The sequence below is a fragment of the Acaryochloris marina S15 genome (assembly GCF_018336915.1).
GTDB classification, from domain to species: Bacteria; Cyanobacteriota; Cyanobacteriia; order Thermosynechococcales; family Thermosynechococcaceae; genus Acaryochloris; species Acaryochloris marina_A.
Window position 1 is genome coordinate 107,517 of sequence record NZ_CP064924.1, and the last position, 25,469, is coordinate 132,985.

The 25,469-nt window shown below is 45.2% G+C and carries 23 protein-coding genes and 8 pseudogenes; 19 read left to right on the forward strand and 12 right to left on the reverse strand.

Features of this window, described 5'->3' with window-relative positions:
* Positions 1 to 256: 256 nt before the first annotated feature.
* Positions 257 to 721 carry a phosphate-starvation-inducible PsiE family protein gene (locus I1H34_RS27470; RefSeq protein ID WP_212666550.1) on the reverse strand — a complete coding sequence of 155 codons (465 nt, stop codon included), beginning with the start codon at positions 719 to 721 and terminating at the stop codon, positions 257 to 259.
* Between the two features lie 209 nt (positions 722 to 930).
* On the opposite strand from I1H34_RS27470, the gene I1H34_RS27475 reads away from it, so the two are divergent.
* The 8 genes and pseudogenes from I1H34_RS27475 to I1H34_RS27505 all read left to right on the forward strand — a co-directional run bounded on the left by I1H34_RS27475 (position 931) and on the right by I1H34_RS27505 (position 7,040).
* Entirely contained in the window at positions 931 to 1,311 is a 381-nt protein-coding gene (locus tag I1H34_RS27475) for a diguanylate cyclase domain-containing protein (protein ID WP_283250070.1), read from the forward strand.
* Positions 1,221 to 1,595 carry a transposase family protein gene (locus I1H34_RS27480; RefSeq protein ID WP_212666552.1) on the forward strand — a complete coding sequence of 125 codons (375 nt, stop codon included), beginning with the start codon at positions 1,221 to 1,223 and terminating at the stop codon, positions 1,593 to 1,595. Before I1H34_RS27475 ends, I1H34_RS27480 begins: the two co-directional genes overlap by 91 nt.
* A 181-nt stretch (positions 1,596 to 1,776) precedes the next feature.
* Positions 1,777 to 2,211 (forward strand): annotated as a pseudogene (locus I1H34_RS27485) (ISAs1 family transposase); the annotation flags it as partial.
* Between the two features lie 700 nt (positions 2,212 to 2,911).
* Positions 2,912 to 3,118: pseudogene (locus tag I1H34_RS32380) on the forward strand (tetratricopeptide repeat protein); the annotation flags it as partial.
* Positions 3,119 to 3,220: 102 nt separating this feature from the next.
* Entirely contained in the window at positions 3,221 to 3,532 is a 312-nt protein-coding gene (locus I1H34_RS32385; RefSeq protein WP_249370246.1) for a tetratricopeptide repeat protein, read from the forward strand.
* A gap of 432 nt (positions 3,533 to 3,964) precedes the next feature.
* The gene (locus I1H34_RS32390; protein ID WP_249370247.1) at positions 3,965 to 4,285 is read left to right on the forward strand and encodes a tetratricopeptide repeat protein; all 321 of its coding nucleotides are present in this window, start codon (positions 3,965 to 3,967) and stop codon (positions 4,283 to 4,285) included.
* A gap of 490 nt (positions 4,286 to 4,775) precedes the next feature.
* Positions 4,776 to 6,408: pseudogene (groL, locus tag I1H34_RS27500) on the forward strand (chaperonin GroEL).
* 260 nt (positions 6,409 to 6,668) lie between these two features.
* A complete protein-coding gene (locus tag I1H34_RS27505; RefSeq protein ID WP_212666553.1) occupies positions 6,669 to 7,040 on the forward strand; it encodes a hypothetical protein in 372 nt (123 codons plus the stop codon).
* Between the two features lie 135 nt (positions 7,041 to 7,175).
* On the opposite strand, the gene I1H34_RS27510 is transcribed toward I1H34_RS27505, so the two are convergent.
* The 4 genes from I1H34_RS27510 to I1H34_RS27525 all read right to left on the reverse strand — a co-directional run bounded on the left by I1H34_RS27510 (position 7,176) and on the right by I1H34_RS27525 (position 9,086).
* Positions 7,176 to 8,066 carry an ATP-binding protein gene (locus tag I1H34_RS27510; protein WP_212666554.1) on the reverse strand — a complete coding sequence of 297 codons (891 nt, stop codon included), beginning with the start codon at positions 8,064 to 8,066 and terminating at the stop codon, positions 7,176 to 7,178.
* 139 nt (positions 8,067 to 8,205) lie between these two features.
* Positions 8,206 to 8,451, reverse strand: coding sequence for a hypothetical protein (locus I1H34_RS27515; RefSeq protein WP_212666555.1), 246 nt, complete (start codon positions 8,449 to 8,451; stop codon positions 8,206 to 8,208).
* Positions 8,452 to 8,524: 73 nt separating this feature from the next.
* Complete coding sequence (locus tag I1H34_RS27520; protein ID WP_212666556.1) at positions 8,525 to 8,920, reverse strand: PAS domain-containing protein; 396 nt, start codon at positions 8,918 to 8,920, stop codon at positions 8,525 to 8,527.
* Positions 8,886 to 9,086: a hypothetical protein gene (locus tag I1H34_RS27525; RefSeq protein WP_212666557.1), complete on the reverse strand. Its 201-nt coding sequence runs from the start codon at positions 9,084 to 9,086 to the stop codon at positions 8,886 to 8,888. The genes I1H34_RS27520 and I1H34_RS27525 overlap by 35 nt, the downstream gene beginning before the upstream one ends.
* A gap of 79 nt (positions 9,087 to 9,165) precedes the next feature.
* On the opposite strand from I1H34_RS27525, the gene I1H34_RS32835 reads away from it, so the two are divergent.
* Positions 9,166 to 9,300 (forward strand): hypothetical protein, encoded by a 135-nt coding sequence (locus I1H34_RS32835; protein WP_283250068.1) that lies wholly within the window; start codon positions 9,166 to 9,168, stop codon positions 9,298 to 9,300.
* On the opposite strand, the gene I1H34_RS27530 is transcribed toward I1H34_RS32835, so the two are convergent.
* The gene (locus I1H34_RS27530; protein ID WP_212666558.1) at positions 9,297 to 9,902 is read right to left on the reverse strand and encodes a PDC sensor domain-containing protein; all 606 of its coding nucleotides are present in this window, start codon (positions 9,900 to 9,902) and stop codon (positions 9,297 to 9,299) included. The two genes, I1H34_RS32835 and I1H34_RS27530, sit on opposite strands and share 4 nt — an antisense overlap.
* Before the next feature lie 92 nt (positions 9,903 to 9,994).
* Between I1H34_RS27530 and I1H34_RS27535 the strand changes: the two are divergent.
* Positions 9,995 to 10,415 (forward strand): annotated as a pseudogene (locus I1H34_RS27535) (Rpn family recombination-promoting nuclease/putative transposase); the annotation flags it as partial.
* A gap of 359 nt (positions 10,416 to 10,774) precedes the next feature.
* Here I1H34_RS27535 and I1H34_RS27540 read toward each other — a convergent pair.
* Positions 10,775 to 11,323, reverse strand: a pseudogene (locus I1H34_RS27540) (transposase); the annotation flags it as partial.
* Positions 11,324 to 11,458: 135 nt separating this feature from the next.
* On the opposite strand from I1H34_RS27540, the gene I1H34_RS32395 reads away from it, so the two are divergent.
* From I1H34_RS32395 to I1H34_RS32405, 3 genes and pseudogenes are all read left to right on the forward strand, one after another.
* Positions 11,459 to 11,707, forward strand: a complete 249-nt coding sequence (locus I1H34_RS32395; RefSeq protein WP_249370248.1) for a helix-turn-helix domain-containing protein — start codon at positions 11,459 to 11,461, stop codon at positions 11,705 to 11,707.
* Positions 11,650 to 12,534: a hypothetical protein gene (locus I1H34_RS32400; protein ID WP_249370249.1), complete on the forward strand. Its 885-nt coding sequence runs from the start codon at positions 11,650 to 11,652 to the stop codon at positions 12,532 to 12,534. Before I1H34_RS32395 ends, I1H34_RS32400 begins: the two co-directional genes overlap by 58 nt.
* Before the next feature lie 53 nt (positions 12,535 to 12,587).
* Positions 12,588 to 13,060 (forward strand): annotated as a pseudogene (locus tag I1H34_RS32405) (DUF6399 domain-containing protein).
* Positions 13,061 to 13,064: 4 nt separating this feature from the next.
* On the opposite strand, the pseudogene I1H34_RS27550 reads toward I1H34_RS32405, so the two are convergent.
* Positions 13,065 to 13,641: pseudogene (locus I1H34_RS27550) on the reverse strand (IS630 family transposase); the annotation flags it as partial.
* A gap of 168 nt (positions 13,642 to 13,809) precedes the next feature.
* On the opposite strand from I1H34_RS27550, the gene I1H34_RS27555 reads away from it, so the two are divergent.
* Positions 13,810 to 14,253: a pentapeptide repeat-containing protein gene (locus I1H34_RS27555; RefSeq protein ID WP_212666479.1), complete on the forward strand. Its 444-nt coding sequence runs from the start codon at positions 13,810 to 13,812 to the stop codon at positions 14,251 to 14,253.
* Between the two features lie 222 nt (positions 14,254 to 14,475).
* On the opposite strand, the gene I1H34_RS27560 is transcribed toward I1H34_RS27555, so the two are convergent.
* Positions 14,476 to 14,775 carry an integrase core domain-containing protein gene (locus I1H34_RS27560; protein ID WP_249370250.1) on the reverse strand — a complete coding sequence of 100 codons (300 nt, stop codon included), beginning with the start codon at positions 14,773 to 14,775 and terminating at the stop codon, positions 14,476 to 14,478.
* Positions 14,726 to 15,469: an IS1 family transposase gene (locus tag I1H34_RS27565; RefSeq protein WP_249370240.1), complete on the reverse strand. Its 744-nt coding sequence runs from the start codon at positions 15,467 to 15,469 to the stop codon at positions 14,726 to 14,728. The genes I1H34_RS27560 and I1H34_RS27565 overlap by 50 nt, the downstream gene beginning before the upstream one ends.
* Positions 15,470 to 15,601: 132 nt before the next feature.
* Here I1H34_RS27565 and I1H34_RS33270 point away from each other — a divergent pair.
* From I1H34_RS33270 to I1H34_RS27590, 5 genes and pseudogenes are all read left to right on the forward strand, one after another.
* Positions 15,602 to 15,741 (forward strand): annotated as a pseudogene (locus I1H34_RS33270) (IS982 family transposase); the annotation flags it as partial.
* A 391-nt stretch (positions 15,742 to 16,132) separates the two neighbouring features.
* Entirely contained in the window at positions 16,133 to 17,071 is a 939-nt protein-coding gene (locus I1H34_RS27575) for an RNA polymerase sigma factor, RpoD/SigA family (RefSeq protein WP_212666559.1), read from the forward strand.
* Between the two features lie 65 nt (positions 17,072 to 17,136).
* Entirely contained in the window at positions 17,137 to 19,947 is a 2,811-nt protein-coding gene (locus I1H34_RS27580) for a cation-translocating P-type ATPase (RefSeq protein ID WP_212666560.1), read from the forward strand.
* 634 nt (positions 19,948 to 20,581) lie between these two features.
* Complete coding sequence (locus tag I1H34_RS27585) at positions 20,582 to 22,141, forward strand: mechanosensitive ion channel family protein (protein WP_249370251.1); 1,560 nt, start codon at positions 20,582 to 20,584, stop codon at positions 22,139 to 22,141.
* A 72-nt stretch (positions 22,142 to 22,213) separates the two neighbouring features.
* The gene (locus I1H34_RS27590; RefSeq protein ID WP_212666561.1) at positions 22,214 to 23,947 is read left to right on the forward strand and encodes a mechanosensitive ion channel family protein; all 1,734 of its coding nucleotides are present in this window, start codon (positions 22,214 to 22,216) and stop codon (positions 23,945 to 23,947) included.
* Positions 23,948 to 23,959: 12 nt separating this feature from the next.
* Here the strand turns inward: I1H34_RS27590 and I1H34_RS27595 are convergent, their stop codons facing one another.
* The gene (locus I1H34_RS27595) at positions 23,960 to 24,448 is read right to left on the reverse strand and encodes a uridine kinase family protein (RefSeq protein WP_249370252.1); all 489 of its coding nucleotides are present in this window, start codon (positions 24,446 to 24,448) and stop codon (positions 23,960 to 23,962) included.
* Between the two features lie 58 nt (positions 24,449 to 24,506).
* Positions 24,507 to 25,424, reverse strand: coding sequence for a class I SAM-dependent methyltransferase (locus I1H34_RS27600; protein WP_212666562.1), 918 nt, complete (start codon positions 25,422 to 25,424; stop codon positions 24,507 to 24,509).
* Positions 25,425 to 25,469 lie beyond the last annotated feature (45 nt).

Consider the following 25,469-nt stretch of genomic DNA (forward strand, 5'->3'; position numbering starts at 1 on the left):
AGGGAGATAGAAAGGCAAAGTTCAACTACCAAATATATGAGGCAACACTTTTTGAACAAATAAATCTCAAAAACCTTTTTCTGAACAATGCTTTGAAGTAATTTCAATATTTCAAAAGTGTTGCCCTTACGTAGGTGTGAAGTCCAGCCTGGGGTATGCCCTCAACATTGCATAGTCAAATCTTATGATACTCTCCAACCGCAAAGAACGACTAACAAAGGAAATATACCTGATTTAAACTTTGGAGAAGTTCTCTTTACTCGACTTGCTTTTTGAGTTGACGAACAAGCCAATAACTAATAGATAATGAGAAGATGGCTGTGGCGAGTCCTGCTAGATCTAATCCCGAAGATTTAGCAAAATCAAAAATAATCAACTTACGAGCCATCGCAATTAAGGCAGTTGCAATCACTAACTGTACTTGCACACCCTGATGATCTAGATATGCCTTGGTATTCTCTAATAATTCTAAAGCAATTAAAATATTGAGGAAAAGGCCAAATATACCTAGTATCATTGAATTAAAAAATCCATAGGGTTTTGTAATTAACTCACGAAACAAGCTATTCCCCAGATCCAGTAAAGCGAATGAAATGACTAGAATCAATCCTAAAGTCAAAATCTTGGCGACAGCACCTTCAAGCCGTTTCAATCCTTTCACAAAGGAATTATCGCTCAACGCTTTGACAATAGTATGCAATAGTCGACGTATACTGTTCATGGAATATCTTACACGTTGTTCTCAATTACAGCCTATTCATCTTCAGTCCTGTAGCTGAATGCCTGACAGATCTTGGTATCCCATAGCTCATAAAACCTTGCACTGTAAAGAGCGGATGCGAGTGAACCAAATTTTGTTGTAGTGTTTCTTTTGAGCTTTTTTAGAAGCAAAACACGGTTATGGATCATGGATGAACAAGGGAGCTGCACATACCTGAAGAGACAGAAGTCAAGCATGTAGTTGCCAGATTGCAGAAAATTTTACTTGAAGAACTGGAAAAGCATCAGTGGCCTGTCACCTTCAGCATGGGAGTATTAATCTTTGAATATCCCCCCAGTTCTGTTGATGAGCTGATTCAATCTGCCGATCAACTCATGTATGAAGCCAAAGATGCGGGCAAAAACGCGGTCGCCTATTCAAATACTAACCCAGGGCTGTTTCATTCTCATAGAGCCGTTGATATGGTAGGGAGTCAGCCCCAATATCCTGAGCCTCCCGAATGCCTGAAATTGCTATTGTCGAAGCCTTTTGCGATCTGCCTGACAATCGTCGCGCTAGAGGGCGAAGACACACTCAATCGTTATGTTTAGCCCTATTCACCCTTGCAGTAGCCGCAGGCAATCGTGGATTCCTCGCCATCGGAGATTGGTTAAAGGCATACCATGCTCAATTGGTTACTTTGTTTGCCCCTCATAAAGGCCGTTTACCTTCCTACAGTACAATTCGGCGTACCTTGTTGCGGATAGAGTATCTCTCGTATGGAGAGTGTTTATCTCGGTTTTTCGAGATTAAGCCCTTGCCTGGAGAAACAATTGCGACTGACGGAAAGTACTGCGTGGGTCATATGAAGCCATCAGTGATGACCCAAGGTTAGACTCGCATCCAGCGATAATGCTCGTCAGTGCTTATATTGTTGAACGAGGGCTGATTCTGGAACCTTATGAGGTTGACTCGAAAACGAACGAGATCACCGCGCTTCCTGCATTTATTGAACAGTTGGCACTCAAGGGTGTCGTATTTGCATTTGATGCAATCAGTACCCAAAAAAAACAGCCCAGACGATTATAGATAGTGGCAATAATTATCTAGGAGCACTCAAGGGAAATCAATCTGGATTACTTAAAGGCGTCGAAGCTGAATTTAAAGCTCAACAGACAATAAAGCAAATAAACAAGGGACATGGACGTATTGAAAAAAGGACAATCAGTATCAGTCATGACTTAGCTGGTATTCCTGCGTTTCCGGGGTTACAAAGCATAATTCGTATCGTCTCCGAGCGCCAAATCTATCGAGCTAATATCGTTGAAAGCTCTACAGAGACTCGTTACTACGTTGCTTCATTTGTGGAGCCTGTGCAAGTTCTTGCTGACCGAATTCGTGGATATTGGGGAGTCGAAAATAAGGTACATCATGTTCGAGATGTGACTCAAGCACAACGATTAGCTGGCTTTAGCTTAGACAACTTAAAGTCCTTGTTTAAGATGACATAACCCTATATTCAAAAGTCCAAGAAGTCATGCATAGAAAGTCTTTCAGATAAATGAAACAGCCCTGGGATTCTATCAGCCATGACATCACCCTTTATTCAGAAAAAAATGCTTTCCCATTTTTAGTAAAAAAATCCCCTATTAATTATTCATTTGTAAAAGTTGTCAGGGCACTGGTCTTCTAAAACTACAAGGCAAAAGTCGTTTTTCTGCAAGAGTTTCAGATAAAATGGAGGCAGAAGCCTTGAATGCGGATTCAATAAGGCCTAAAGACTATAGATTCTGTTACGCAGCTAGTGCATTAGGTTCAAGTACTAGTTCGTGGAAATATTGGAAGGATTTTGCTAAAAAGTCCAGGCACTCGGATTGCTGGGGACTGACGAGAGACAATTTAAGAAGAGGAGAAGGTGGACGCAGCAGTATGAGTGGCATTTCAACATCAATAATAAGCTGAAACTTCATACTATTATTGACTAGCATTAACGGACATTCCCCTTAGAAGAAATTTGAAATTACTATTGGTGGGAAATCTTATGGGAGCTTATTCGAAAACTGCTTTAATTGTCAGCATTATTCTCGGAATAGCAGGAACTGGTCTATTTACTCAATCGCAATCTAAATCAGTTAAAATCTCACTTTCTTCAGACCCTGTTCAAAATTATTAGAAGAAGGAAAAGAGCAAGCGAAGCAGGGAAACTATCAAAAAGCTATTTACCATTATAATCAAGCCCTTCAAGAAAATCCTCAATATCTAACAGCATTTATTTATAGAGGAATTGCCTATCATGATTTAGGTGAATATCAAGTTGCGATTAAAGACTTCAATCATGCTTTAAGAATTAATCCAGATCACCCGATTGCACTATACAACCGAGGAGAATCACGCTCTGATATAGGCGATTTCGACGGGGCCATTATTGATTTAACTAAAGCGATTCAGTTAAAGCCAAACTATGCTGAAGCATACAACGTTCGAGCAATAATATTTGGTTCAGTGCAAGGAGAATGGAAGATGGCATTGATGGATCTAAATCAAGCCATCCGCTTTCAGCCAGATTATGCTGATGCATATTATAACCGTGGGAGAACTTATGCAGCAATGCAAAACGCTTCCCAAGCGATTTCGAATTATACAAAAGCTATAAAGCTAAATGCAGAATTAGCTGAGGCATACGGAAATAGAGGTCTGATTAAAGCCCAAACTGGGGATAAAAATGGTGGATTAGTTGATTTACAGCACGCGGCTGATCTTTTCCAGAAGCAAGGAGATTTGGGAAATTATCAGCATACGGTATTGAGGATTCAACAAATAAAGCAAAATTAATCTCTTAAGGAAAAGTGACTGCTGACCACAAGCTAGATGTAGGTAATGACATACCCCAGAATCAACCGATCGGACTAGTCCAAAAGGAGGATGGAGATGCAATAAATTTCATCCTCTCTGCTGATGGTGAGTTTAAGTAATTTTGCTTCAATGAAGATACGGTTTCAACAATCTTGTGGGTTGCCAGATTACAGCTTTACTCAAGCCATTTATTATAAGAGATTGAACCATGTTTTCTAGCCGTCCCACTCAATGGATTCTTAGCACTACTTTCCTCGTAAGCAGCCTGGCCCTAGTTGGTTGCCAATCTATTCAGGCTAGACCTAATAGTGATTCTTCTCAAACAAATCCTGCGGCAATCCTCCAGCCTGGGAAAAATCAATCCCAAGATTACCTGATGACAGGGATTCAAAAGCCTTTACCGAAGACTATGTGGGTGCGATTGAAGCCTATGATCTAGCGATTCAATTAACAACCTCGAATTCGGAAGTTTATTACAATCGTGGTGTTGCGTATTTCTCAATTGGTCAGACTGACAATGCGATCAAGGATTTTAACCGTGCCATCGAACTAACTCCCACTATGGCTGAAGCTTATGGCAATCGCGGTACGATTCGTCTGCTGATGAATGATCGTCAAGATGCCTTATCTGATTTCCAGACAGCTGCTCAGTTATTTGACGCACAAGAAGATCATACCTCTGCAAACATGATGCGTGGGTTGATTGAGCAAAACAAGACTCAGCCCTTATAGAATTTTGAAACTCCCTTCAGTATTGGCCACCAGGCGAAATAACATTCATCTCCCTCCCATCTGTAATCACCTTTAGATCATGACTCATACACTCTCTCAGGCAGTAGGGTGTTCCTCATCTACCCCAAAAATCACAAAACTCTCATGGTGGAAATCTGTTAGACCCTGAGATACCTATCCTATGATTTGGGCATTGACTTGGGTACTTCCAATACTTTGATGCACAGTTCTCATCAAGAAATCGTGTTGTAAGAATCCTCTGTTATTGCGATCAATTCAACAACTTAAATGAAAATATCAGTGCTGAGTGTCTTAGATTATCATTCTCAATATTATTGACTATTGAATGCAGTTTTTCTGACATTGACACGAGGAATTAACTTTTTCAAGAACTGAATTTTTCTAAAATTCTCAATCAAAATTCTGGATACTTCAGTACTAACACTTTTCTGATTTGAACAGTATCCCCAATTATTAGAGGTAAGCCTTAATGGCTAAGTCAATTCTGTATGATATTGATGCTCGTCAGGCCCTAGAGCAAGGAATTAACCTACTTGCTAAGGCTGTTGCGGTGACATTAGGGCCAAGAGGGCGCAATGTCGTTCTAGGGAGTGAATTTGGTGCCCCTCAAATTGTCAATGATGGCATCACCATTGCCAAGGGAATTGAACTGGAGAACCATCTAGCCAATACCGGGGTTTCATTATTACGCCAAGTTGCAGCCAAAACTAATGATATTGCAGGGGATGGCACCACTACAGCAATTGTTTTAAGCCATGCCATGGTCAAAGAAGGGTTGCGGAATGTTGCCGCTGGTGCCAATCCGATCTCAATCCGGCGAGGTATCGACAAAGCCACCCATTTATCTTGGATCAAATTGTAGAGCATGCTCTGCCAGTGAAAGACTCCACCGCTATCACGCAAGTAGCAACCATTGCAGCAGGAAACGATGAAATCGTTGGTCAAATGATTGCAGAAGCGATGGCCAAAGTGGGTCAGAAAGGGGTAATTACCTTAGAAGAAGGTAAGTCGATGCATACTGAAATCGAAATTACTGAGGGAATGCAGTTTGACAAGGGCTATATCTCACCCTACTTCGTCACAGATGCCGAACGGATGGAGGTCATCTTAGAGGATACCTACATTCTATTAGCAGATAAAAGATCACGTTGGCCCAAGAGCTACTTCCGATTTTGGGGAAAGTTGCTCAGACGGGCAAACCCTTCTTAATCATTGCTGAAGACATCGAAAAGGCAGCCCTGGCAACACTGGTTCTTAATCGGCTACGGGGAATTATCAATGTATCTGCAGTCAAGTCTCCCGGATTCGGTGATCGCCGCAATGATCTATTGGCTGATATGGCAGTGTTAACCGGAGGCCAGGTAATCAGCGAAGATGTAGGTCTGACGCTAGAAAACACTACGCTGGAGATGTTGGGGCAGGCACGACGGGTAACAATCACAAAAGATAATACTACCCTCGTTGCCGAAGGGAATGAGATCAGTGTTAAAGCCCGGTGTGAACAGATTTATCGTCAGATCGAGGAAACAGAATCTTCCTTTGAAAAAGAGAAACTGCAAGAACGCCTAGCAAAACTCACTGGGGGAGTAGCTGTACTCAAGGTCGGAGCTGCTACAGAAACAGAGATGAAGGATCGCAAGTTAAAACTGGAAGACGCAATTAACGCCACAAAAGCGGCGATTGAGGAAGGGATTGTTCCTGGTGGCGGGACAACTCTAGCCCATCTCGCACCTCAACTAGAGGAATGGTCTGCTGAGCATTTAGTTGGAGATGAACTCATTGGGGCAATGATTTTAACTCGCTCTCTCTCAGCTCCTCTAAGGCAGATTGTGGAGAATGCGGGTCGAAATGGCTCGGTGATTGCAGAACGTATCAAGGATCTGGCCTTCAATACTGGTTATGACGCTATAACAGGCCAGTTTGTAGATATGTTTGCAGCGGGAATTGTAGATCCTGCTAAGGTGACTCGTGCTGCGTTGCGAAATGCAGCTTCAATTGCCGGGATGGTACTGACAACTGAGTGCATCATAGCGGAGCAACCTGAGCCAAAAACAAAAAACTTGGCACATACAGGTGGAGAAGATGGAAGCTTTAGCTACTAATATTCTCGTTCACTACCTGAATGATTTCAGTCAAACCTTTTAAGTAGCATCACTCTCTATCTAAACTGCTGATTGTCTTAAAGTCATATACATGTAAAAACCTATGTCATGGATATGACAAACTACTCAATTATTCTAAAGAATCAGCCTGTCTTCAGAGATGACAGAATGGGAAAATCCAAAAATCGAATTCTCTGAAGGCTGGTTTGCCAATATTTGCTTAAAATAATAAATACCTTGCCAAAATTGAGGGACAGACTATGACCATATCGCAATCATTACCCTTCCCTAACTGGTCTTTGGGGGAGAAAATTAAATGCTTTTTAACCTGGGTTTTTATTCTTACGGTCTGTTGGTTAGTGGTGGGGTTCCCAATTGTGGCACTCATTTCTATTAGTGGTGCATTACTGGCTCTAGGTTTGCAGGTTCTGTTACCAATGAGTACGATTGCAGTGGTCGCAGGCTGTATTCTGGCAGCCAACGTGATCATCCTACTGGGCGTAGCTGTTTCACTTACAGCTTGGGGGATACATCCACATCAGGCACCTGGTTTTCTATGGCTTAATCAAAAAAATAAAAACACAGACTCCCGTTATTTTTGCTGCTTGTCCGTTGACTTGCGACAGCCATAGAACAATCGAAGCACAATATTTCGTAAGCGACCATGGTGATGGGTTATGGTTCCATCAATCAGAGCTCGTTCTAACAGATTCTGGGGTCACTCAAATATCGTAAGCGACCATGGTCGCTTACGATGCAATGCATTACTATTGCATCTCATGGCCTAAAGTATGTGAGTTCTTTTCCTGAAATTGCCCAAGTGTCTGAAGTAACTCTTGCAGAGTATAAGGCTTAGGCAAAAAGGCATCAACACTGATAGTAGAAAATTGCTCTGTAATCAGTCCGCTAGTAGCAACAATCTTGAGGTGCGGATTGATGTCTCTCAGTGCTGAGATCGCTTCTTGCCCTCCTAGCTCCGGCATCATCATATCCATGAGTACAAGGTCAGGGTGATATTGCTTGTACTGAGCGATCGCATCTCTCCCATTCGTAGCCGTGACCACTTGATAGTTGAATAGTTCTAACGTGCTCTTGGTCATTTGCAGGATCAGCGCTTCGTCATCCACCACTAAAATTAACTGCCCCTGCCCCTCTTGTAAGTCAGGATATTGAGGTATCTCCATCTCATGATCGAGTTCAGCGGGGATAAACACTGTAAAGGTTGTTCCTCGACCCACCTCGGAATAAAGGTCTAAAAATCCGCCATGACCTTTGATAATGCCCCTCACCGTCGATAGCCCTAATCCTGTACCCTGGCCAACCTCTTTGGTCGTGAAAAAGGGATCATAAATGCGCTCTTGTACCTCGAGTGGTATGCCCATACCCGTATCAGCAACAGTGATCGCGACATACTTCCCAGTCTTTGCATCAATATGTATCTCCGCAAAGTGTTCATCCACTGTTATTGCTTTGGCCGATAGACTTAGAATGCCACCGTTAGGCATGGCATCACGGGCATTCACGCAAAGGTTCATCAATATCTGATGGACTTGGGTTGCATCGGCGGTCACCGTGGGCAGAGACTGGGTGGGAATATTGGCCTGCAGCTCAATGTGTTTTGGGAACGTGCTTCTGATGATCTGTTGAATCTCGGCCAATAGGTGACCGACCTGGAGCGTAATGAATTCCCCCTCAGCCCCCGTGCGAAAGCTAGAATTTGCTTGACTAATTCGCTGCCGCGTTGAGCGCTATCGTTGAGCATCCGCACCAAGCGGCGGCTCTTGCTGTCTGCTGGGTCTAGGGTGATGGGTAGGAGACCCGCTGAACCAATGATAGGGGTGAAATATTGTTGAGATCGTGAGCGATGCCACTGGCGAGGGTGCCTAAGCTCTCTAGTCGCTGGGCGCGCAGAAACTGGACCTCGAGCTGCTTTTGCTCAGTAATGTCCGTATCAACGGTGAGGATGAATTCAGGTTGACCCTCTGCATTACAGGCTAACGACCAGCGACTATCAACGACGATTGTTTGTTTCGATTGGGTCACTTTTCTAGCTCCCCTTGCCATTCGCCCTGTTCAAGAACAGTTTGTACGGCGGTGTCTAGCTCGGGGGAACTTGTTAATTGAGGAAGGTGATTGCATTTTGGCCGCAGGCTTCTGCTGCTGACCATCCATAGGTGCGCTGTGCCCCCTGATTCCAATACAAAATGCGATTATCTAAATCCCGTACAAAAATTGCATCGGTGGCAATGTCCAGCAATGCAGCCTGCTCCCCAATTGTATGTTCGGCCTGCTCACGGAGTTGTAGCTCATCTTGGAGCTGTTGATTGGTGAGCAGTAGGTTTTGCCGTTGGATTTGCAGCATATTGACCATGTGATGGAGGGAACGCGAGAGCTGGGCCAACTCATCTCGTCCCTCAACGGTCGGTAAGGTTTCATCAGGGCTGCCTTGCCGAATGCGATCAGCAGCAGTGGTGAGTTTAATCGTTACGAACGAGATGCGGCGTGCAATCAACCAACTGAGCAATGCAAACAGCGTTCCGATACCCAGTCCCAACCAAAACCTTTGCCTGTAGCACCCGAGCTGGGGCGAAGGCTTGGGTCACCGATCGACGGGCCAGCACAATCCAGCCCAGTCCAGGATAGCTGAGATAGCCCTTAGTCTTGGCCCAGCCAGTCACAAACTCCCCTGACTGGGCCAAGACTCAATAAAATATCCTGTCCGATTCGTATTGGAGGCTTTAAGGATGGTGATCGGTAATGTTTCACCCTGAACACTGCTGGTCCCAGCAATACATGCCCGTCTTGGCAGAGAACCAAGATTTCAGCATGATTGTGTTTGGCTTCTGGATTGATGAGCCGATGGGTAGTCTCCTTTGCCCACGACCAGCTTAAATGGACAGCGAGAACACCCTGAAGTTGTCCCTGATCATCAAATAGAGGGTTGACAAGTCCACAAATCGGGATGATTCATCAGTGGGATTAGAGGGCCGTTTTTCTAGCATCAATGCCTCATGCATGCTACCAACAAAGGGCTGCTTCCGTCCTGCCTGAAACCACGGACGCTGGGCAACACTTTCTCCCTCCAGCAGTCCTCCAGTGCTGGCTTTCACTATACCTGCAGGGTCTGCTACCCCCAGCCAAGAATAGTTAGGGTAGGACTTCTGAAGCTGTTCCAACAGATTCCGCTCAGTGGTTATTGAGACACTCGGTTGACGCAGCACGTCAAGGCTGGCAATGATTTGCAAATCCCGATAGCGCTCAAACATACCGCGATCAAGCTTGTCGGCCACTTGAAAGGCCAGATCTTCTAAAGATTGATTAGTGACCGCTTCTAGTTGTTCCGTGCTGATGTTGCCCACCACTAGACTCAAAACGGTCGAGAGCAGTAGAACCATCCCAAACGTGATCAACAGTAAGCGAGCTTTGAGGCTTTGACGAGGATCAATTGACCGCCGTGCTCGCTTACTCCAATGTCGAAGTGAGTCAGGCCACATAGATAATATTTCTCAGATTTTTTTAGCTGGCCTGAAATGCATCCTTATCTAATATCACTCACCCATAGCTTACCTCGGCTCAACCTCATATTGTGACCCAAGCAAAAGCAATGCTATCAAGGGCTCAGACGCAAAGACAGACAAATCCTAAGATAGCGGCGATAATGGAGTTGATTGAAACGATTGTGGTCTATAAATTTCCACAACTGAGCCGGGAAGAGATAGAGAGTATGTTGGGCTTAAGCGAACTCAAGCAAACGAAAGTTTACCAGGAAGCCTTGGACGAAGGTCGCCAGGAAGGACGACAGGAAGGTGAACAGTCTGGCGCTCTTAGAGAAGCCCAATCCCTCATCCTCCGCCAACTCACCCGCCGCATTGGTGACGTTTCCCCTGAATTACAATCCCAGATTCAATCCCTCCCTCGATCAACTCGAAACTCTTGGTGAGGCATTGCTCGACTTTACTGAATCTTCTGATCTGGTGAACTGGCTGAAGGAACACTACACCGATTAACAGGTTTTCAGCTCAGTCAGACGCATAGGCGACAAGTCGGCATGTTGAGCCAAACACAAAATAATTTGCACCACAGAGTATGAATTCCAAGATCACCATATTAGATCTGTGATTTTAATTCCAGATTTTCTACCAAAATCTGTATTACACAAAAACTTACACGAAAAAATGACTCTCCCAGACTCGTCTCTAGAATTCTTTCCCCGATTGACTTTGGAGATTCCGGTGTTCGCTGTGGTTCTGGTCGGGCTGGTCTTTTGTTCGATCTGAAGAGTTTGGATGCTTCTGAGCTGTGACGCTAACCAAGCAAAGCATTTGGTTTATGGGTAGATGCCATCTACTCCCTTCCCGGCATAAGATTAGGGCGCGAGTGAAAAGATATGATTAAGCGTTTTTTGGACTTGTGCTGCCGATAGAAACTGGTTTGAAGTAATGAACTGAATGAACTGTTGTCTGATTTGCGGAAGTGTCGTTCCAATGGGGAGATGATGCAGCAATCGCAATCTCAGTAAGTGAATCACATATTCGACCAAGTTTAGCTTGGGAGAGTAGGACGGCAGATACAAAAACTCAACTTGAATCGATTGGGCCAGTCCCATTTGCTCTAGATGAACAGCCAGCTGGGACTGCATTTTGAGCTTATGAGTCGGATTGTTATCGAGAATAATGCACAGTTGAGTGTAGCCTGATTCAACGCATTCGGAGCATAGGTCTGCAAAGTACTCTGATACATCTTCTGTTTTGGAATATGGGCTTATTCCAAAATACTCCTCGCCACTATGGGCATCAACACAAAGGAAACCGTTGAGTTTCTTGCGAGCCCGCTCATTGCTCGGAACCTCTGGACGAGTATTGCTCGGAACCTCTGGACGAGTATTGCGTTCTGCCCAGCCATAGAATAAATTGGGGCTACCAGCATAAAGCGGGAAAAGATTTGAGTATTTTCAGATAGGATCGCACTCTTTTGTAGATGAAATAGGCAAGATATCTGCGGTTAGTCACAAAGAGCTGTATCGTACCTTTGCAAGTCAACAGAGGAAACGATGAGCCTGACAATACGAGAGCGCTGCCAAGCCGTCACTGATTGTCTGTTCGAACAGGGAGTAAAAGGGATTGCGAAAATTGCTGCTGCGACAGGTCTATCAAAAAGCAGTGTTCATCGTCATCAACAGGCTATCGCTCGGCGTAACCAATATCCAGAGTCACTATGGTGGGAAAGTCAGACAGGGAGTCAATGGCTCAGAGTGATGGTCTTAGGAGTGGTGTACTATTCGGCGTCAAACATGGGGTAGGAGCTGAGAGTCTATCAGAATTTTTTACAGCGATTCACATAGATGCTCATGTGGGCGTTTCAGCCAGCTCCCTTCGGCTGTTGAAACGGAAGATGCGGGATGCGATTATCGCCTATGAAGTCGCCCAGCAAGAGCATTGCCAACCCAAAGACGGTCAGGGCATCTGTGTCGGTGGGGACGAAACCTTTTTTGGTTTACCTATCTTGGTGATGTTGGAATTGGCTAGTGGCTTTATCTTCACAGAGGTGGAACGTCCCAACCGTACTTATGCAACCTGGCAAGCCCAGATTCAGCAGTGGTGGACCCGCTGTGGATGGCATTGTCATTTTATGGTGAGTGATGGTGCTCCAGCCCTGATTAAATTAGCTGTATCAGGCTTAGGCTGTGTCAGTGTTTCTGATTTATTCCATGCCCTGAGTGCCTTAGCCCAACCTATCGGCAGTGATATGGGTCGTCAAATGAGTCAGTTGAACAAAAAAGCGACTGTACTTCAACAGCAACTTCTCAACGTTCGTAGTGAGGCTAAACAGCAACAACTCCAACAATCAAAGGCGGAGATTTCTGCTCAGCAACAGTCTTTAGAGCAGGACAAGATGGCCTATCATCAGGTTCTTCATCGCCTTACCCAAGTCATTCATCCGTTTAATATCAAGACTTTGGAATGGCAGCTGTTTGATGATCTATCGGCTGGGTTGAATGCTCCCCTCGCCCAGATGTCTACCCTAGCCAAAACCTATGGTGCTCAGAAGGGAGCAAAGCCATTGACTCATTCCAACAACAAATTCCTTCAATGGCTCAGGGGATTCATGCTTGGTGGCAATGGGTGACTCAAGCGCTAAAGGTAGCCACAGATGATCTCGATCTACAAAACTGGGTACTCATGTACCTATTACCCTGGGCTTATTGGCAACAGCAAACGGACAAAACTCGGCATCCTCTACTCAAGGCAGATTATCGAAAGGCGACTGAACAAGCTTATGCCCGGTTACTCAAGCACCCCATGACTCAACAAATGAACTCTCAAGAAAGCCAGGAGTGGGTAGACTGGGCGCAATGGATGAGTACGAAGTATCAACGGACTTCCTCCGCAGTTGAAGGACGTAATGGTTATCTATCCCGATTGCATCATGCAGCCCGAGGGTTTCGGAAGAATCCTTGAAAGTGCTCACCATCATCCATAATTTTGACCTCAAAAGAGCAGATGGGACCACCGCAGCACAACGGCTTTTTGGGCATCCTTTTCCTGATGTGTTTGAGTCGGTTGTTAACTCTATGGGGGAATTGCCAGTGGCACGTCAGTCCTCAATGAAAAAACGGCCTAACCCTTTAACCCAAGCTATTTTCCCGGCTTAAATTGATACCCTAAATTGGGACGCTCAGAGACAGCAAACTCATCAAAAAATACGATGTGCTCACCTGGTTGTAGCGATTGCAGTTTTTTTACTGCTGCTACCCATTCTTGCTGGGCTTGCGGATCAGCATTTGCATAGTCGCGGTGGGCTCGCTGGTAAGACAACCCCAACTCCGAGAGCAATTCATAAATACGAGAGTCTTTCAACTGCACCTCGAAGCGTTGCTCAATTACAACTGACAAAATAGCCCCGTCCACATATTGCGATCAATGCCATAGTCTGTCGGGTGTTGTGTTAGCACCATTTCTTTGAGTTGCTGTTGTTGTTCTGGAGGCAACCGACTTGGTTTTCGATGTCGAATGGGTTGGACTAAACCTCTCAGTCCGCCGTCGAGAAATTTGTCTATCCAACACGTTAAAGTGTCATAGCGACACCCTACTTGCTTACTCGCTTGGGCACGACTCTGTCCTTCATGCAGGAGTTTAATAGCGGTTAATCGCTGGCGAATGTATTGTTGTTGATTGCGATTGTAGAATTTCTGCCACTCATCTACATCAAAGGCTTATCTCGAAAGGCTTGTGTTCAGTTCACTGCGTCTATTTACTTTCTTCTCGATTTTACAGCGGGAAGGGAGTAAGTGGGGATACCTAGTGGGTTTCAGGTGGTGCAGCGGGGAGCGTTCTATGGGGTGGGGTTTATATTGAGAAATAAGGGTACTTGGCGAACAATGATTTCTGAAGGTGGAAAGACATGGTTAGAGCTTTACTCAGGTTTGGTTCTGGGAATTTCGACTTACTTGAGATTTTGCGGGGAGGGCCAGATGCTTGGAACCAGTGGCGTGAGGAGAATCCTAATCAGGAGATAAATCTCAGCGGTGCTGACCTCAGCGGTGCCAACCTCCACAGTGCCGACCTCCACAATGCAAAACTAAGCAGTGCAAAACTCAACGGTGCCGATCTCCGCAGTGCCGACCTTAGCGATGCAAAGCTCAACGATGCGAACCTCACCCGTGCAAAACTAAGCAGTGCAAAACTCAACAATGCGAACCTCGTTGGTGCCAACCTTTTTGGTGCCCACCTCTTCAATACCGATTTCACGAATGTCAACCTCAGACGTGCCGAACTCTTCGGTGCTATTCTTTTTGAAGAAACTAAGATTGATCCTAAATGGCTTCCTAAACCTCATCCAAGATGAGATCTAGAGTTTTTAGATCTTGGGTGTTTTTGCATAGATTCCGTTAGGGGCTTATGCAAAAACACCCTACATGTATCAACAATTTTGATTCTTTTGATTAATTTCCAATAAAAGGTACCCATCGATATTCGGTAGTCAGGTGAGATTATCTCAGCCCCTATTCTGTAGAAGCCATATAAACCGGTGCTCTGAGGATCTGAGCTTCGGTCCAAATGTGTTCAGTTAATCCAACTGCCATGGCAGGAGTTCTCTGTTGAAAGCGCTTTTTACCCTCGGTACTTCTAGAGGAGTTCGTAAACTGCGATGCTCTCTCACCCAGTTGTAAACTGTAGCACTCCACCAAGCAACGGCCTGACGAGTATTACTGCGATGAGCGAAAGCAAGTGAGCGTCTGACTTGATGAGCATTCATCCGTCGTGCAGTGCCATTGAAACGCTCCACAGTTGAGGTGTTGGGAATGTTGTACCCTATTTCATCTAGCGCTTGATTGATCCGTTGCCAGCTCCCATGAGCTTTGCTCACCTCTACGGCTTCTAACTTTTGTCCCTGACGATGCTTGATGACTTGGACGTGGGCAAGGGTTCGAGGAATCCGATACTTGGGGTTGGGAGGTCGACCCATCGTGCTTTGACGGGGGGAGGTAAGACACCCCGAAGATGACCGGAAAGAGAGTGCGATAACTCGCTTCTCCATCGGTCATCAGCACCAGGTCTTGGGGATGAGCTAGTCGTCTGTGACTGCCTTGCATCAGCCTTTCTATCAGGTCTGTGTTACGGGGACCAACGGCCACGTGGACAATGAATTTACTGGCGGCATCAATGGATACCGCATCCCAACACTGCTGCTTTTTGCTGGCGACGTATCCATGACGCTCGTCCATCTCTAATACGTCGATATCCAATTGCTGAGCTTCTTGCTCATGAAAGTCCTGGGCATGCTGACCAAATTTGAGGGTCAAACGTTTCACCGTATCCGGATGGGTGTAGGTCAGACGTGATGTTCCTTTGATAGACGTTCCTTCTGCAATTTGACGACCTACTTCTATTGCTCGAGATTCAGGGATTTTTGTATTCCAAAAGGCAGTGTTCTTGCGTTCACTGAACTCTGCTCCACAGCTATGACAGCGCAGATACCGTATTCGATCTTGTCCGTAGACTTTACGTACTGTTAAATTCTCAAGGCCCGCTTGACCATAGCTTTCACAGTTAGAGTTCACGCAAGCTAGCTCTGAAAGTAATGGCCTTTTTTTCTCTTCCATGGGAGTATCTTGGCTCAATAACTCCCTTCAGCAATACCTTTTTTGAGCTTCCCTTAGCTAGAGGGGCTGAGATAATCTCACCTAACTACCGAGCATTCAAGGCATCGCAGTGGGTTCAATTTCTTAGCCAATCTTCTGGGGGCTTGATTGCTTACTCCTATCATCCAATGAAACCGTCGTTAGATTTAACTCCCGATGAACTAAAAGCTTTGCCTGCTGCTATTGTCTAGCGTCGAACTCACGTTGCACCCAGGTAAATACGTCAACTCTCGATCGGACTAGTCCCTTTGGATGAGTTCAGACTCTTTTTTTGAGTCCGAGGGCCGATCCCAAGGGGGTAAAACCCTAATTTAATAGGGGTATGACCTAGATTCTGATATTGAACGGGAAATACACTCAGCATTGCCATTTTTCCCAATAGACCTATTGCTTGAATCAAATTGAGCCTGGGCTAAGAACCCTGTCGATTCAAAGGCTGATCTCTGAAATTCATAAATACTCAATTCCTGATTTTCGAAGCACTCTAATCCATATCCCATCAAAGTTGAGATGAATGTTATGACAACTCAGACCCTTCGCCCTCCTCCCAAAACTTCACATCGTGGTCATAAGCAGAGGGGGATGACAGATAACGTCCGCCTATATCTTCGAGAGATTGGCCGATATCCCTTGCTGACACCCACTCAGGAATTGCAGTTTGGTAGAGAAGTCCAAGCGATGATGGAATTGCAGGGGCTGAAACAAAAGTTGGCTCAGGATAACGAAGTAGAGCCTTCTATGGAGACTTGGGCCGAGGCTGCTGATCTGGAGGTGTCGGAACTCGAAGCCAAGCTAGATCAGGGCAAAAAAGCCAAGCAGGCCATGATTACGGGAAATCTTCGTCTAGTCGTGACCATTGCTAAAAAGTACAAAGACCATAACTTGGAATTCCTGGATTTGATTCAAGAGGGAACCTTGGGGCTTGAAAGAGCAGCGGAGAAATATGACCCTCAACGAGGTTTTCGCTTCTCGACCTATGCCTACTGGTGGATTCGCCAGGGAATTACGCGCGCGATCGCAGATCAGAGTCGCACCATCCGTCTTCCCATTTATCTGACGGAATACTTCAATAAGATCAAGCGAGCCCAGCGAGAACTATCTCAATCTTTAGGCCGCAGCCCCACAACATCAGAGATTGCTCAAGCTCTGTCCTTGCCTCCAGAAAAAGTTCGAGAATATCTTCAACTTTCACACCACACTCTGTCTATCGATCTGAAAATTGGTGATGATCAAGATAACTCTATCGTAGACTTCATCGAGGCATCCAATCCCCTACCGGAAGAATTTGTCACGGGCAAAACCCTGAGTGAGTCTCTCCAGCAGTTGTTAACCACCCTCACTCCTCAGCAGCGAGAAGTACTCACCCTGCGCTATGGGTTGATCGATGATCGTCAACTCTCCCTCGCTGCTGTAGGCCGTCGTATGGATATCAGCAGCGAACGAGTCCGCCAATTGCAAATGGATGCTCTTAAACGCCTACAAAAGCATAAACCAGCAATCGCTGATTATCTTGTGAGTTAAGAAAAATTACTCAACATGACTGAATAAAACTGATCAAGATACTTCTGGTCAAAGGGAAAATCATCATGACTGTAGAGGAACCAGAGCAACGTCACAACCCTCAATGGCAAACCCTGGATGCCAACGTTGTCCTTCTGCGTTTAGAGAGTGACCCAATCCATGGCCTCACGCCAGATCAGGTCAATCAAAGACAACAGCTGCATGGTCGCAATGAATTGCAAGAAGTTTCCGGTCGCTCCACCTGGAATATCTTGATCGATCAATTCAAAAACATCATGCTGTTGATGTTGATTGCTGTCGCCATTGTCTCAGCTGTTTTGGATTTACAGGATCAGCAATTTCCCAAGGATGCTGTCGCTATTTCAGCTATTGTTCTGTTAAACGGTTGGCTAGGCTTTTTGCAGGAGAGTCGGGCAGAGCAGGCTCTAACAGCTTTAAAGTCAATGACCTCGTCACGGGTCCGAGCGATTCGCCAAGGCCAGGAGTGGGAAATTGATGCTAAAGACTTAGTACCAGGGGATATTATCTTCTTGGAAGCTGGGGTGCAGGTGCCTGCTGATGGCCGGTTATTGAGTTCGGCAAGTCTTTCAATTCGTGAATCAGCCCTAACGGGAGAAGCAGAAGCCGTCACCAAACAATCTGAGTTGATCTTGACAGAGAACGCAGCTCTAGGTGATCGACATAATCTCATCTATCGCGGAACAGAGGTGATTCAGGGACGCGGAACTGCCATCGTCACTGCCACAGGCATGGAGACGGAATTGGGAAAAATTGCGGCCATGCTGCAATCTGTGGAAACAGCCCCCACACCTCTTCAACAGCGAATGGGCCAGTTAGGAAACGTGTTGGTTACAGGATCAATGGTGCTTGTAGGACTCGTCGTCCTGGGAGGTATCTTGCGGGAAGGCAACCTCAGTATGGTGGATGACCTGCTGGAGATATCCCTGAGTATGGCTGTAGCCGTCGTGCCCGAGGGCCTACCCGCCGTGATTACGGTCACTCTGGCCTTGGGAACCCAACGAATGGTGCGCCGCCAAGCTTTGATTCGGAAGCTCCCCGCTGTGGAGACATTGGGGTCTGTCACGACGATCTGTTCCGATAAAACGGGGACCCTCACTCAAAACAAAATGGTGGCTCAGCAGATTCACCTCTTTGCGGACCACTTGAGCGTCAGCGGTATGGGATACGAGCCTGTCGGAGAATTCTTAGAACAGGGCTATGCTATATTACCCGCTCAACACCCTGCCCTGGGAATGCTGTTGGTGGCTAGTGCCCTCTGTAATGATGCCGCTTTACAAAAAGAGAAAGGGCAATGGGCCATTATGGGTGACCCCACGGAAGGCGCACTCTTGGTCTTGGCTAGCAAGGCGGGGCTGGGACCCGTTGAGCTACAAAACGCCTTCCCTCGATTGACGGAGGTTCCCTTTACCTCTGAGCGGAAACGCATGAGTGTGATTTGTAAAACCGCCCCATCTCAGGCCCATCATCTTGGATTTACTCAACCTTACGCCCTATTTATGAAGGGGTCACCTGAGTTGGTTTTGGAACAATGTCACCAAATACAAATTCAGGCAATTATTCAGGGAATAACCGATGCGGATCGCAATCGCATCCTCATTCAAAACAACAAGATAGCGAGTCAAGGACTACGGGTGATAGGTCTTGCTTACAAACCTCTAGCCGTATGCCCTGAGACCAAAACCTTGGACAATGTTGAGCACGACCTGATTTGGTTGGGGTTGGTGGGCATTGTAGATGCGGCTCGTCCTGAAGCAAAAGCTGCCGTTGCTCGTTGCCGACAAGCAGGGATTCGCCCTGTGATGATTACGGGTGATCATCAACTGACAGCGATGGCTATTGCCCATAAAATTGGTATCGCTAAGGCGGGGGATCCCGTCTTGAGTGGTCAACAATTGGCCCAACTTTCGCCCCAGGAGCTGGAACAACAGGTTGAGCGAGTCAATGTTTATGCTCGGGTCGCTCCAGAGCACAAACTACAGATTGTCCAAGCCTTGCAACGTCGAGGGGCCTTTGTGGCCATGACAGGAGATGGCGTAAATGATGCCCCCGCGCTCAAGCAAGCGGATATTGGGATTGCCATGGGGGTTACGGGTACCGATGTCAGTAAAGAAGCCAGTGACATGGTTCTTTTGGATGATAACTTTGCCACCATCGTCGCCGCTACAGAAGAGGGGCGAGTGATTTATACCAATATTCGCCGTTTTATTAAATATATTTTGGGTAGCAATATTGGTGAAGTGATTACCATTGCCTCAGCACCTTTATTGGGGTTGGGGGGTGTTCCACTATCCCCACTTCAAATTCTATGGATGAATTTAGTTACTGATGGATTACCCGCTTTGGCGCTAGCGATGGAACCTGCTGAAGCAGGTGTGATGCAACGACCTCCCCATAATCCCCGTGAAAGCATTTTTGCCCGTGGTCTGGGATGGTATATGGTCCGCATTGGTTTGATGCTGTCTATCTTGACGATTAGTCTGATGATCTGGGCATACAGCTATACCCAAGCACCGGGCTACCCAGGTGATCCAAACACCTGGAAAACGATGGTCTTTACAACATTATGTCTAGCTCAAATGGGGCATGCGTTGGCAGTACGCTCAGATACTCAGCTAACGTTTCAGCTCAATCCCTTATCTAATCCATCCTTACTGGGAGCTGTCACTGTGACTACAGTGTGCCAACTGTTTGTTCTGTACGTTCCTTTCCTCCAAACTTTTTTCGATGTTCAGCCTTTGAGTTGGTTAGAATTGCTGATTTGTTTGGGGTTCAGCACTCTCATGTTTGTTTGGATTGAACTTGAGAAAGTGGTGTTTCGTTGGTGGCATCATCGAGGGTTGAGCAATAAATATTAGAGCATGCATAGTAAGCGACCATGGTGATGGGTTATGGTTCCATCAATCAGAGCTCGTTCTAACAGATTCTGGGGTCACTCAAATATCGTAAGCGACCATGGTCGCTTACCAGAAATGACTTATGTGTACACCGTAGCCCAAGAGCAAGGGTTAGAAGCAAAACTAATGCTAAAGACCCATCGAACTGCCAAACTAAAAAACTAACGAGTATCGTATAGGAATTTTGCAATGCAAATAGAATTGCTATTAACGAGATAATAAGGGCGAAAATAACGAGTATTGGCATATGAATGATCATTGAGCGATAGGGCAAAACTACTGTCTACTGAACGTAGAAACTGAGCAGGATAGTTTTGATCATGCCATATTCTGGAAGTTGTAGAAAATTCATAGGCAAAGGACTTACTCTACCTGGACTGAAGCCCTACCAAGGTTTCCTAGCCTTCAGGAAGGATTAGGGATGATGTTTTAGACTAGCTCTAGACTAGTTTTAGGCTTTTTCAGACAAGGAGTTAGCAGCATTTCTAAATCATTATTTATTAGCTTTACTAGGGATTTATTCAAGAGAGAAAAAGCTAAATCAAGTTCTATCCTTCATCTGCTTCTAGGGTTGTTAACGATAGCATTATGTTTTTTGCTGCATCATCCCAGCGCTGCTCAGTACCCTTTCTCAATTCCCACTGAACAGCTCGCTGCAGAATCAACGTCTCAAAATCCTCAAGATGAAGAGCTAAATAGCTTTTCTAGCCAAATCTCTACGGATTGGATTTGGCTAGATGGGAGGCGATTATTTCAAATTGCTGCGGCCCGAAATCTTATCTCTGAGCGCAAACAGATCGTGCAGGAAAACCTGCAGAAAATTCAGCGAAATTACCTCACCTCAGATCAGGTTGAACCTCAAGTAGAGATTAAAACCCTCAATAATTTACCCGTTCTAAGCGTCAATAATCAGAATCTAATTACGATTACTTCCCTTGACACGAATCTACGTGCAGTTGACTCTGGTGCCTTAACCACTGATATCCAAAACATTGTCATTTCAGCCTTGAAGCAATCTAGGACTGAGCGCCAACCCCAATACTTGAAACAGCAGGGGATACTTTTATCTGGGATTTTGTTCGCTGTATTGATCATCAATGGTCTTATCTGTCTACTTCAAAGACGGTTATATCGTTCTTCCAAGGGCAATACGGCTAGTACCGTTGACTTTATGACCCGACTCCCTACATTGAATTCTTGGGATGGGCTAAATACTCTACTTCGCCAAGTCCTTAGTTTGGGCCACGTTTCAATCTGGTTTGCTGGAGTGCTGATCTGCATGGATCGATTTCCGTATACTCGTCCGATTAAAATTTGGATTCTAAGAAGCTTATCCTTGCCCCTTACAGTCTCTTTAGTGGGAGTATGCACTTACTTCATGGTGCGGTTCAGCTGGGCTCTCATCAATCGTTTTGCCCTAGCCTTAACTGTGAGTCCGTTATTAACGCCGATTGTATCAAGACGATTGCAGTTGAGAATCTCAACGATTACTAGGGTCGTTAAGGGAATTGCAATTCCGATTTGGGGGAGTATCGGTATTATTGTGATTTTGATCTTGTTCAAAGTTGATGTTGGCCCCTTATTGGCCGGAGTTGGTCTCATCGGTGTGGCCATCTCTCTAGCATCACAAGGCATCATCAAAGATGCAATTAATGGGTTTCTTGTCATTGCAGAAGATCAGTTTGGAGTGGGTGACATCATTAAAGTGGAGGGTTTTACTGGAACAGTTGAAACACTGAATTTGCGGATAACGCAGATTCGCAATGCTGAAGGACAACTGATTACTATTCCAAATAGTGAAATCAAGATTGTGGCAAATCTCTCTAGTGACTGGTCAAGAGTAGATCTAAATATCCCAATCCCCTACGAATGCGATCTTGATTCGATGCTGGATCTAATCCTTGATACAGCCCAAAAGATGGCAGAGGATCCTAAGTGGGCTCCTGAAATTCTTGAATCTCCACAATTAATGGGCTTGGATGACTTTAGTCATCGTGGACCCATGATTAAAATTTGGATTAAAACTCAACCCCTTAAACAATGGGCCGTATCACGGGAGCTACGACGGCAACTAAAGTTGGCCTTTGATACAGCAGGTATTGCTATTCCTGTTCCTCAATATTCAATTGAAGTCAATAACCATCACCGTGATTGACTTGGTAATCAAGCTCATTTCAAGCTCATGCGATCTGATTTGGCAAATATTATCACAGGCATCTTGTAGAAAATGGCTCATCGTAAACGTTTATCTTTTCTGAGTAAATTTTATGACCTACGTCTTCTACGATGGTTCTCCATCGCTCTATTGACGACTTGTTTAATCGTTATTGGTCACAATGGCCCTCTCTCTGTTACAGCCCAAACACAACAAACAGCAGCGATTCAAGTTGATGGAGTCACACTGTTTCAAGTTAGCTCTTCTGAAGATTTTCCTGCTGAAAAACGTGCCAAAGATGTGAATACCCTTTTGCAAAAGCTCATTAAATCACCTGCTACTGCTACCATAACCATTGATAATTCTGAAAATCTGCCCGTTCTTAAAGTCAATCAAGGGAATGATCAGGAAAGTCTCTACTTACTCTCTATCAATCGACGAGATGCTCAAGGCAATCCACTTCAGGCAACGGCGTCAGACTGGCGTCAGAAAATTCAAAAAGCGATTGATCGGGGTAAAGATGAACGGGCAAATATCGGATTACTGGTTTGGCAGTCTGCGGCATGCTTGGTCTTCGCCGTTATTATCCATTGGCTATTAGGAAGATTCTGGCGGAGAAAATTAGTTGGTTTACTTCCCCAGGCTACTGTTGACCCAACGACTGGACAACAACCCCAGAGCCTACAGTTCTTAATCAAGGTCATTCTCTTTCTGCTTAGGCTTGCACTTTGGTTATGGGCTATTAGCTATATCGGAGAGCTACTTCCCTGGACTCGGATTTGGATAAATCGAGTGATCAGTGTTCTGACAGAAACTTTTGGAACTCAGTTCATTCCTGCGGGGAATAGATCTTATTCTGTTTCAGACGTTGCCCTGTTGATAATTTTGCTAGTGTGCGTACTTAATCTTGCTCGAACAGTACAGCACTTGCTACGAACAAGAGTACTTAGCGCCACAGGACTAAGTCGGGGGGCGCAAGAAGCGGTTGCTTTTGTCGCAAACTATGTCTTGCTATTTCTGGGGACATTGGTTTTGCTACAGTTATGGGGTTTTGACTTAAGCACCTTAACTGTTTTTGCTAGTGTTCTAGGTGTTGGGATAGGTCTGGGTTTACAAGGGTTTGCTAAAAACTTCATTAGTGGGATGGTCCTGATCTTTGAACAACCGATCAAGGTAGGTGACTTCGTCAAAGTTGGAGAATACCAAGGAACTGTGGAGCGAATCAATGTACGAAGTACTGAATTAAGGACCCTTGATCAAGTTTCCATCATTGTTCCAAACTCAGAACTATTAGAATCTAAAGTGTTGGATTGGGACCATGGATCATCTATTTCTCGTCTGCAAATTCCAGTAAAGGTTGCTTATAGTGCAAGTCCAACCACTGTTAGAGAAGCCTTGATGGATGCCGCCAGGGATTACTCAAGTATTCTCAAAGATCCTCCCCCGCGCGTATTTTTTACTGAATTTGGAGATCACTCGTTAAATTTCTTACTATTGGTTTGGGTTGATGAACCTCAAAAGCAATTTGCCATCAAAAGTGATCTAAATTTTAGAATCGAGACTATTCTCAGACATCGAAAAATTGAAATCCCTCTGCCACAAAGAGACTTAAATATTCGCTCCGGCACGTTGCCGTTAGGTTTACCAGATGAGTTAACCACGTCATTGACTGAACTCTCTCAGTGTATGCAGGCATGGGTAAAACTGCAGGCTCTCTCTCTAAATACAGAACCAAAAACAAATTTCAATCCTAATCCATTACCAAATTCCCAAGAAGATTCTTCGGTTCAAGATGAGAACAAATAGGGTATGCTCTGGCTAAACAGCATTAAAACTGAAAATATTCTCCTTATACTCTTCCTCACCTGATACCACCAGATCAGCCACCGCAGCACCAGACTCAACCAGCTCTTCATGAGTCGGCATGACATTAGCCTGCCATTCCTGAATCACACTAGACTCTGACCTCAGTTTCTCCTTACCATCCCTAATAATCCTGCAATTCATCCGCAGATCATCTGGAGTCTCGACGTAAACCTTGAAGTCCAGATATTCCAGGATTTCGGATAGGGTTAGCACAAAGATGCCCTCAACAATAATGATCGGATGTGGATGGACTAGCTCAGTCTCTCTTTTCCGGGAATTGGTGATCATGTCATAAACAGGCAATTCCGCAGAGTAACTAGACCGCAGCCATTTCAGATGAGTGATCATCAATCCCGTGTCCAGAGCTTCTGGGAGATCGTAGTTGCCACAGGGCATATAGCGATAATAGCGATCGTGGCTGAGAAGCAAGGGCACAGCCATTGTAGCTATACTCTATCCCAACAACCTTTAAGTTCACGGCACGGTCGATCGAGATGTACTAAGGTATATTTAGCTTCCGCCCAGAAACTAAATACATTACTGCTCCACCGCTTGTATGAAATTTTTCATTGAGAAGAGATTGTTCAACTGACTTGTTTTTTCTCAACATCTGCACCCAGTAATCTGTAAAACCCTGATCAGTTCCACCACCTGCTAGATAATATCGTAGAGATTTATCTCGACTCCAACGCCCTCGCTCAACCCAATCCAAATATAGCTGCTTTGAAACTTGTTGTTCTCTAGATGCATAGGGAGGAAATAGAGGAGATACCTTATCAGATATGTATGTTTGGATGTTTTGTAGCCCAAGCTGAGAGAAATAACCAGGAATCAAGTCTCCCAGTGAACTATTGCCTTCACCTAAGTTAGATTTTCCCCGTTCACAGATCGCATGAAATTCTACATCCTTGCAAATCTGCTCTATCGGTTCTCCCGCGCTTAAGTTACTAAATATCAGTACACCTGCTAAGTTATTAGGCTCTGCTACGGCAAGCAGTCCCCCTGGCTTCAGGACACGCATCATTTCCCTCAATACTGTAGTGGGATTAGCTATGTGAATTAGAACTGTTTGGCAAGTCACTAAATCGAATTGGCAATCCGGGAAAGGGATTGCATTAGCATTACCTTGTGCATAGCTGAACCGTTTCTCTATCCCAAGATCTTGTGCTCGTCGTTCTGCTTCTTCTACCCATTTGGGTTCTTGATCAATTCCAACCACAGTGGTGTGAACTGGCAGGATTTGAGAGAGAACTTGTCCCCAATGCCCTTGGCCACAGCCAACATCTAGCACTGTGTTAACATCCTCAACTTTCCATCTTCGCCCCATCAACTGCAAAAAGTCTAGATTCCACCAGAAGTCTCGCGCTTCACCAAAATAGTCTGCTGAATGAAGCTTCTTCCCAGTCTGCTCAAACACTAGAACTCTCCAAAAAAAATGCTGATGCTTAAAAGTCGATTTCAT

What these genes read in the sequence shown, in the direction of transcription:
- I1H34_RS27470 (WP_212666550.1), bottom strand. Translation starts at nt 721, where the DNA reads ATGAACAGTATACGTCGACTATTGCATACTATTGTCAAAGCGTTGAGC.
- I1H34_RS27480 (WP_212666552.1), top strand. Translation starts at nt 1,221, where the DNA reads ATGCCTGAAATTGCTATTGTCGAAGCCTTTTGCGATCTGCCTGACAAT.
- I1H34_RS27555 (WP_212666479.1), top strand. Translation starts at nt 13,810, where the DNA reads ATGGTTAGAGCTTTACTCAGGTTTGGTTCTGGGAATTTCGACTTACTT.
- I1H34_RS27590 (WP_212666561.1), top strand. Translation starts at nt 22,214, where the DNA reads ATGGCTCATCGTAAACGTTTATCTTTTCTGAGTAAATTTTATGACCTA.
- I1H34_RS27530 (WP_212666558.1), bottom strand. Translation starts at nt 9,902, where the DNA reads ATGTGGCCTGACTCACTTCGACATTGGAGTAAGCGAGCACGGCGGTCA.
- I1H34_RS32395 (WP_249370248.1), top strand. Translation starts at nt 11,459, where the DNA reads ATGAGCCTGACAATACGAGAGCGCTGCCAAGCCGTCACTGATTGTCTG.
- I1H34_RS32385 (WP_249370246.1), top strand. Translation starts at nt 3,221, where the DNA reads ATGGCATTGATGGATCTAAATCAAGCCATCCGCTTTCAGCCAGATTAT.
- I1H34_RS27580 (WP_212666560.1), top strand. Translation starts at nt 17,137, where the DNA reads ATGACTGTAGAGGAACCAGAGCAACGTCACAACCCTCAATGGCAAACC.
- I1H34_RS32400 (WP_249370249.1), top strand. Translation starts at nt 11,650, where the DNA reads ATGGCTCAGAGTGATGGTCTTAGGAGTGGTGTACTATTCGGCGTCAAA.
- I1H34_RS27505 (WP_212666553.1), top strand. Translation starts at nt 6,669, where the DNA reads ATGACCATATCGCAATCATTACCCTTCCCTAACTGGTCTTTGGGGGAG.
- I1H34_RS32835 (WP_283250068.1), top strand. Translation starts at nt 9,166, where the DNA reads ATGTTTCACCCTGAACACTGCTGGTCCCAGCAATACATGCCCGTCTTG.
- I1H34_RS27595 (WP_249370252.1), bottom strand. Translation starts at nt 24,448, where the DNA reads ATGGCTGTGCCCTTGCTTCTCAGCCACGATCGCTATTATCGCTATATG.
- I1H34_RS27575 (WP_212666559.1), top strand. Translation starts at nt 16,133, where the DNA reads ATGACAGATAACGTCCGCCTATATCTTCGAGAGATTGGCCGATATCCC.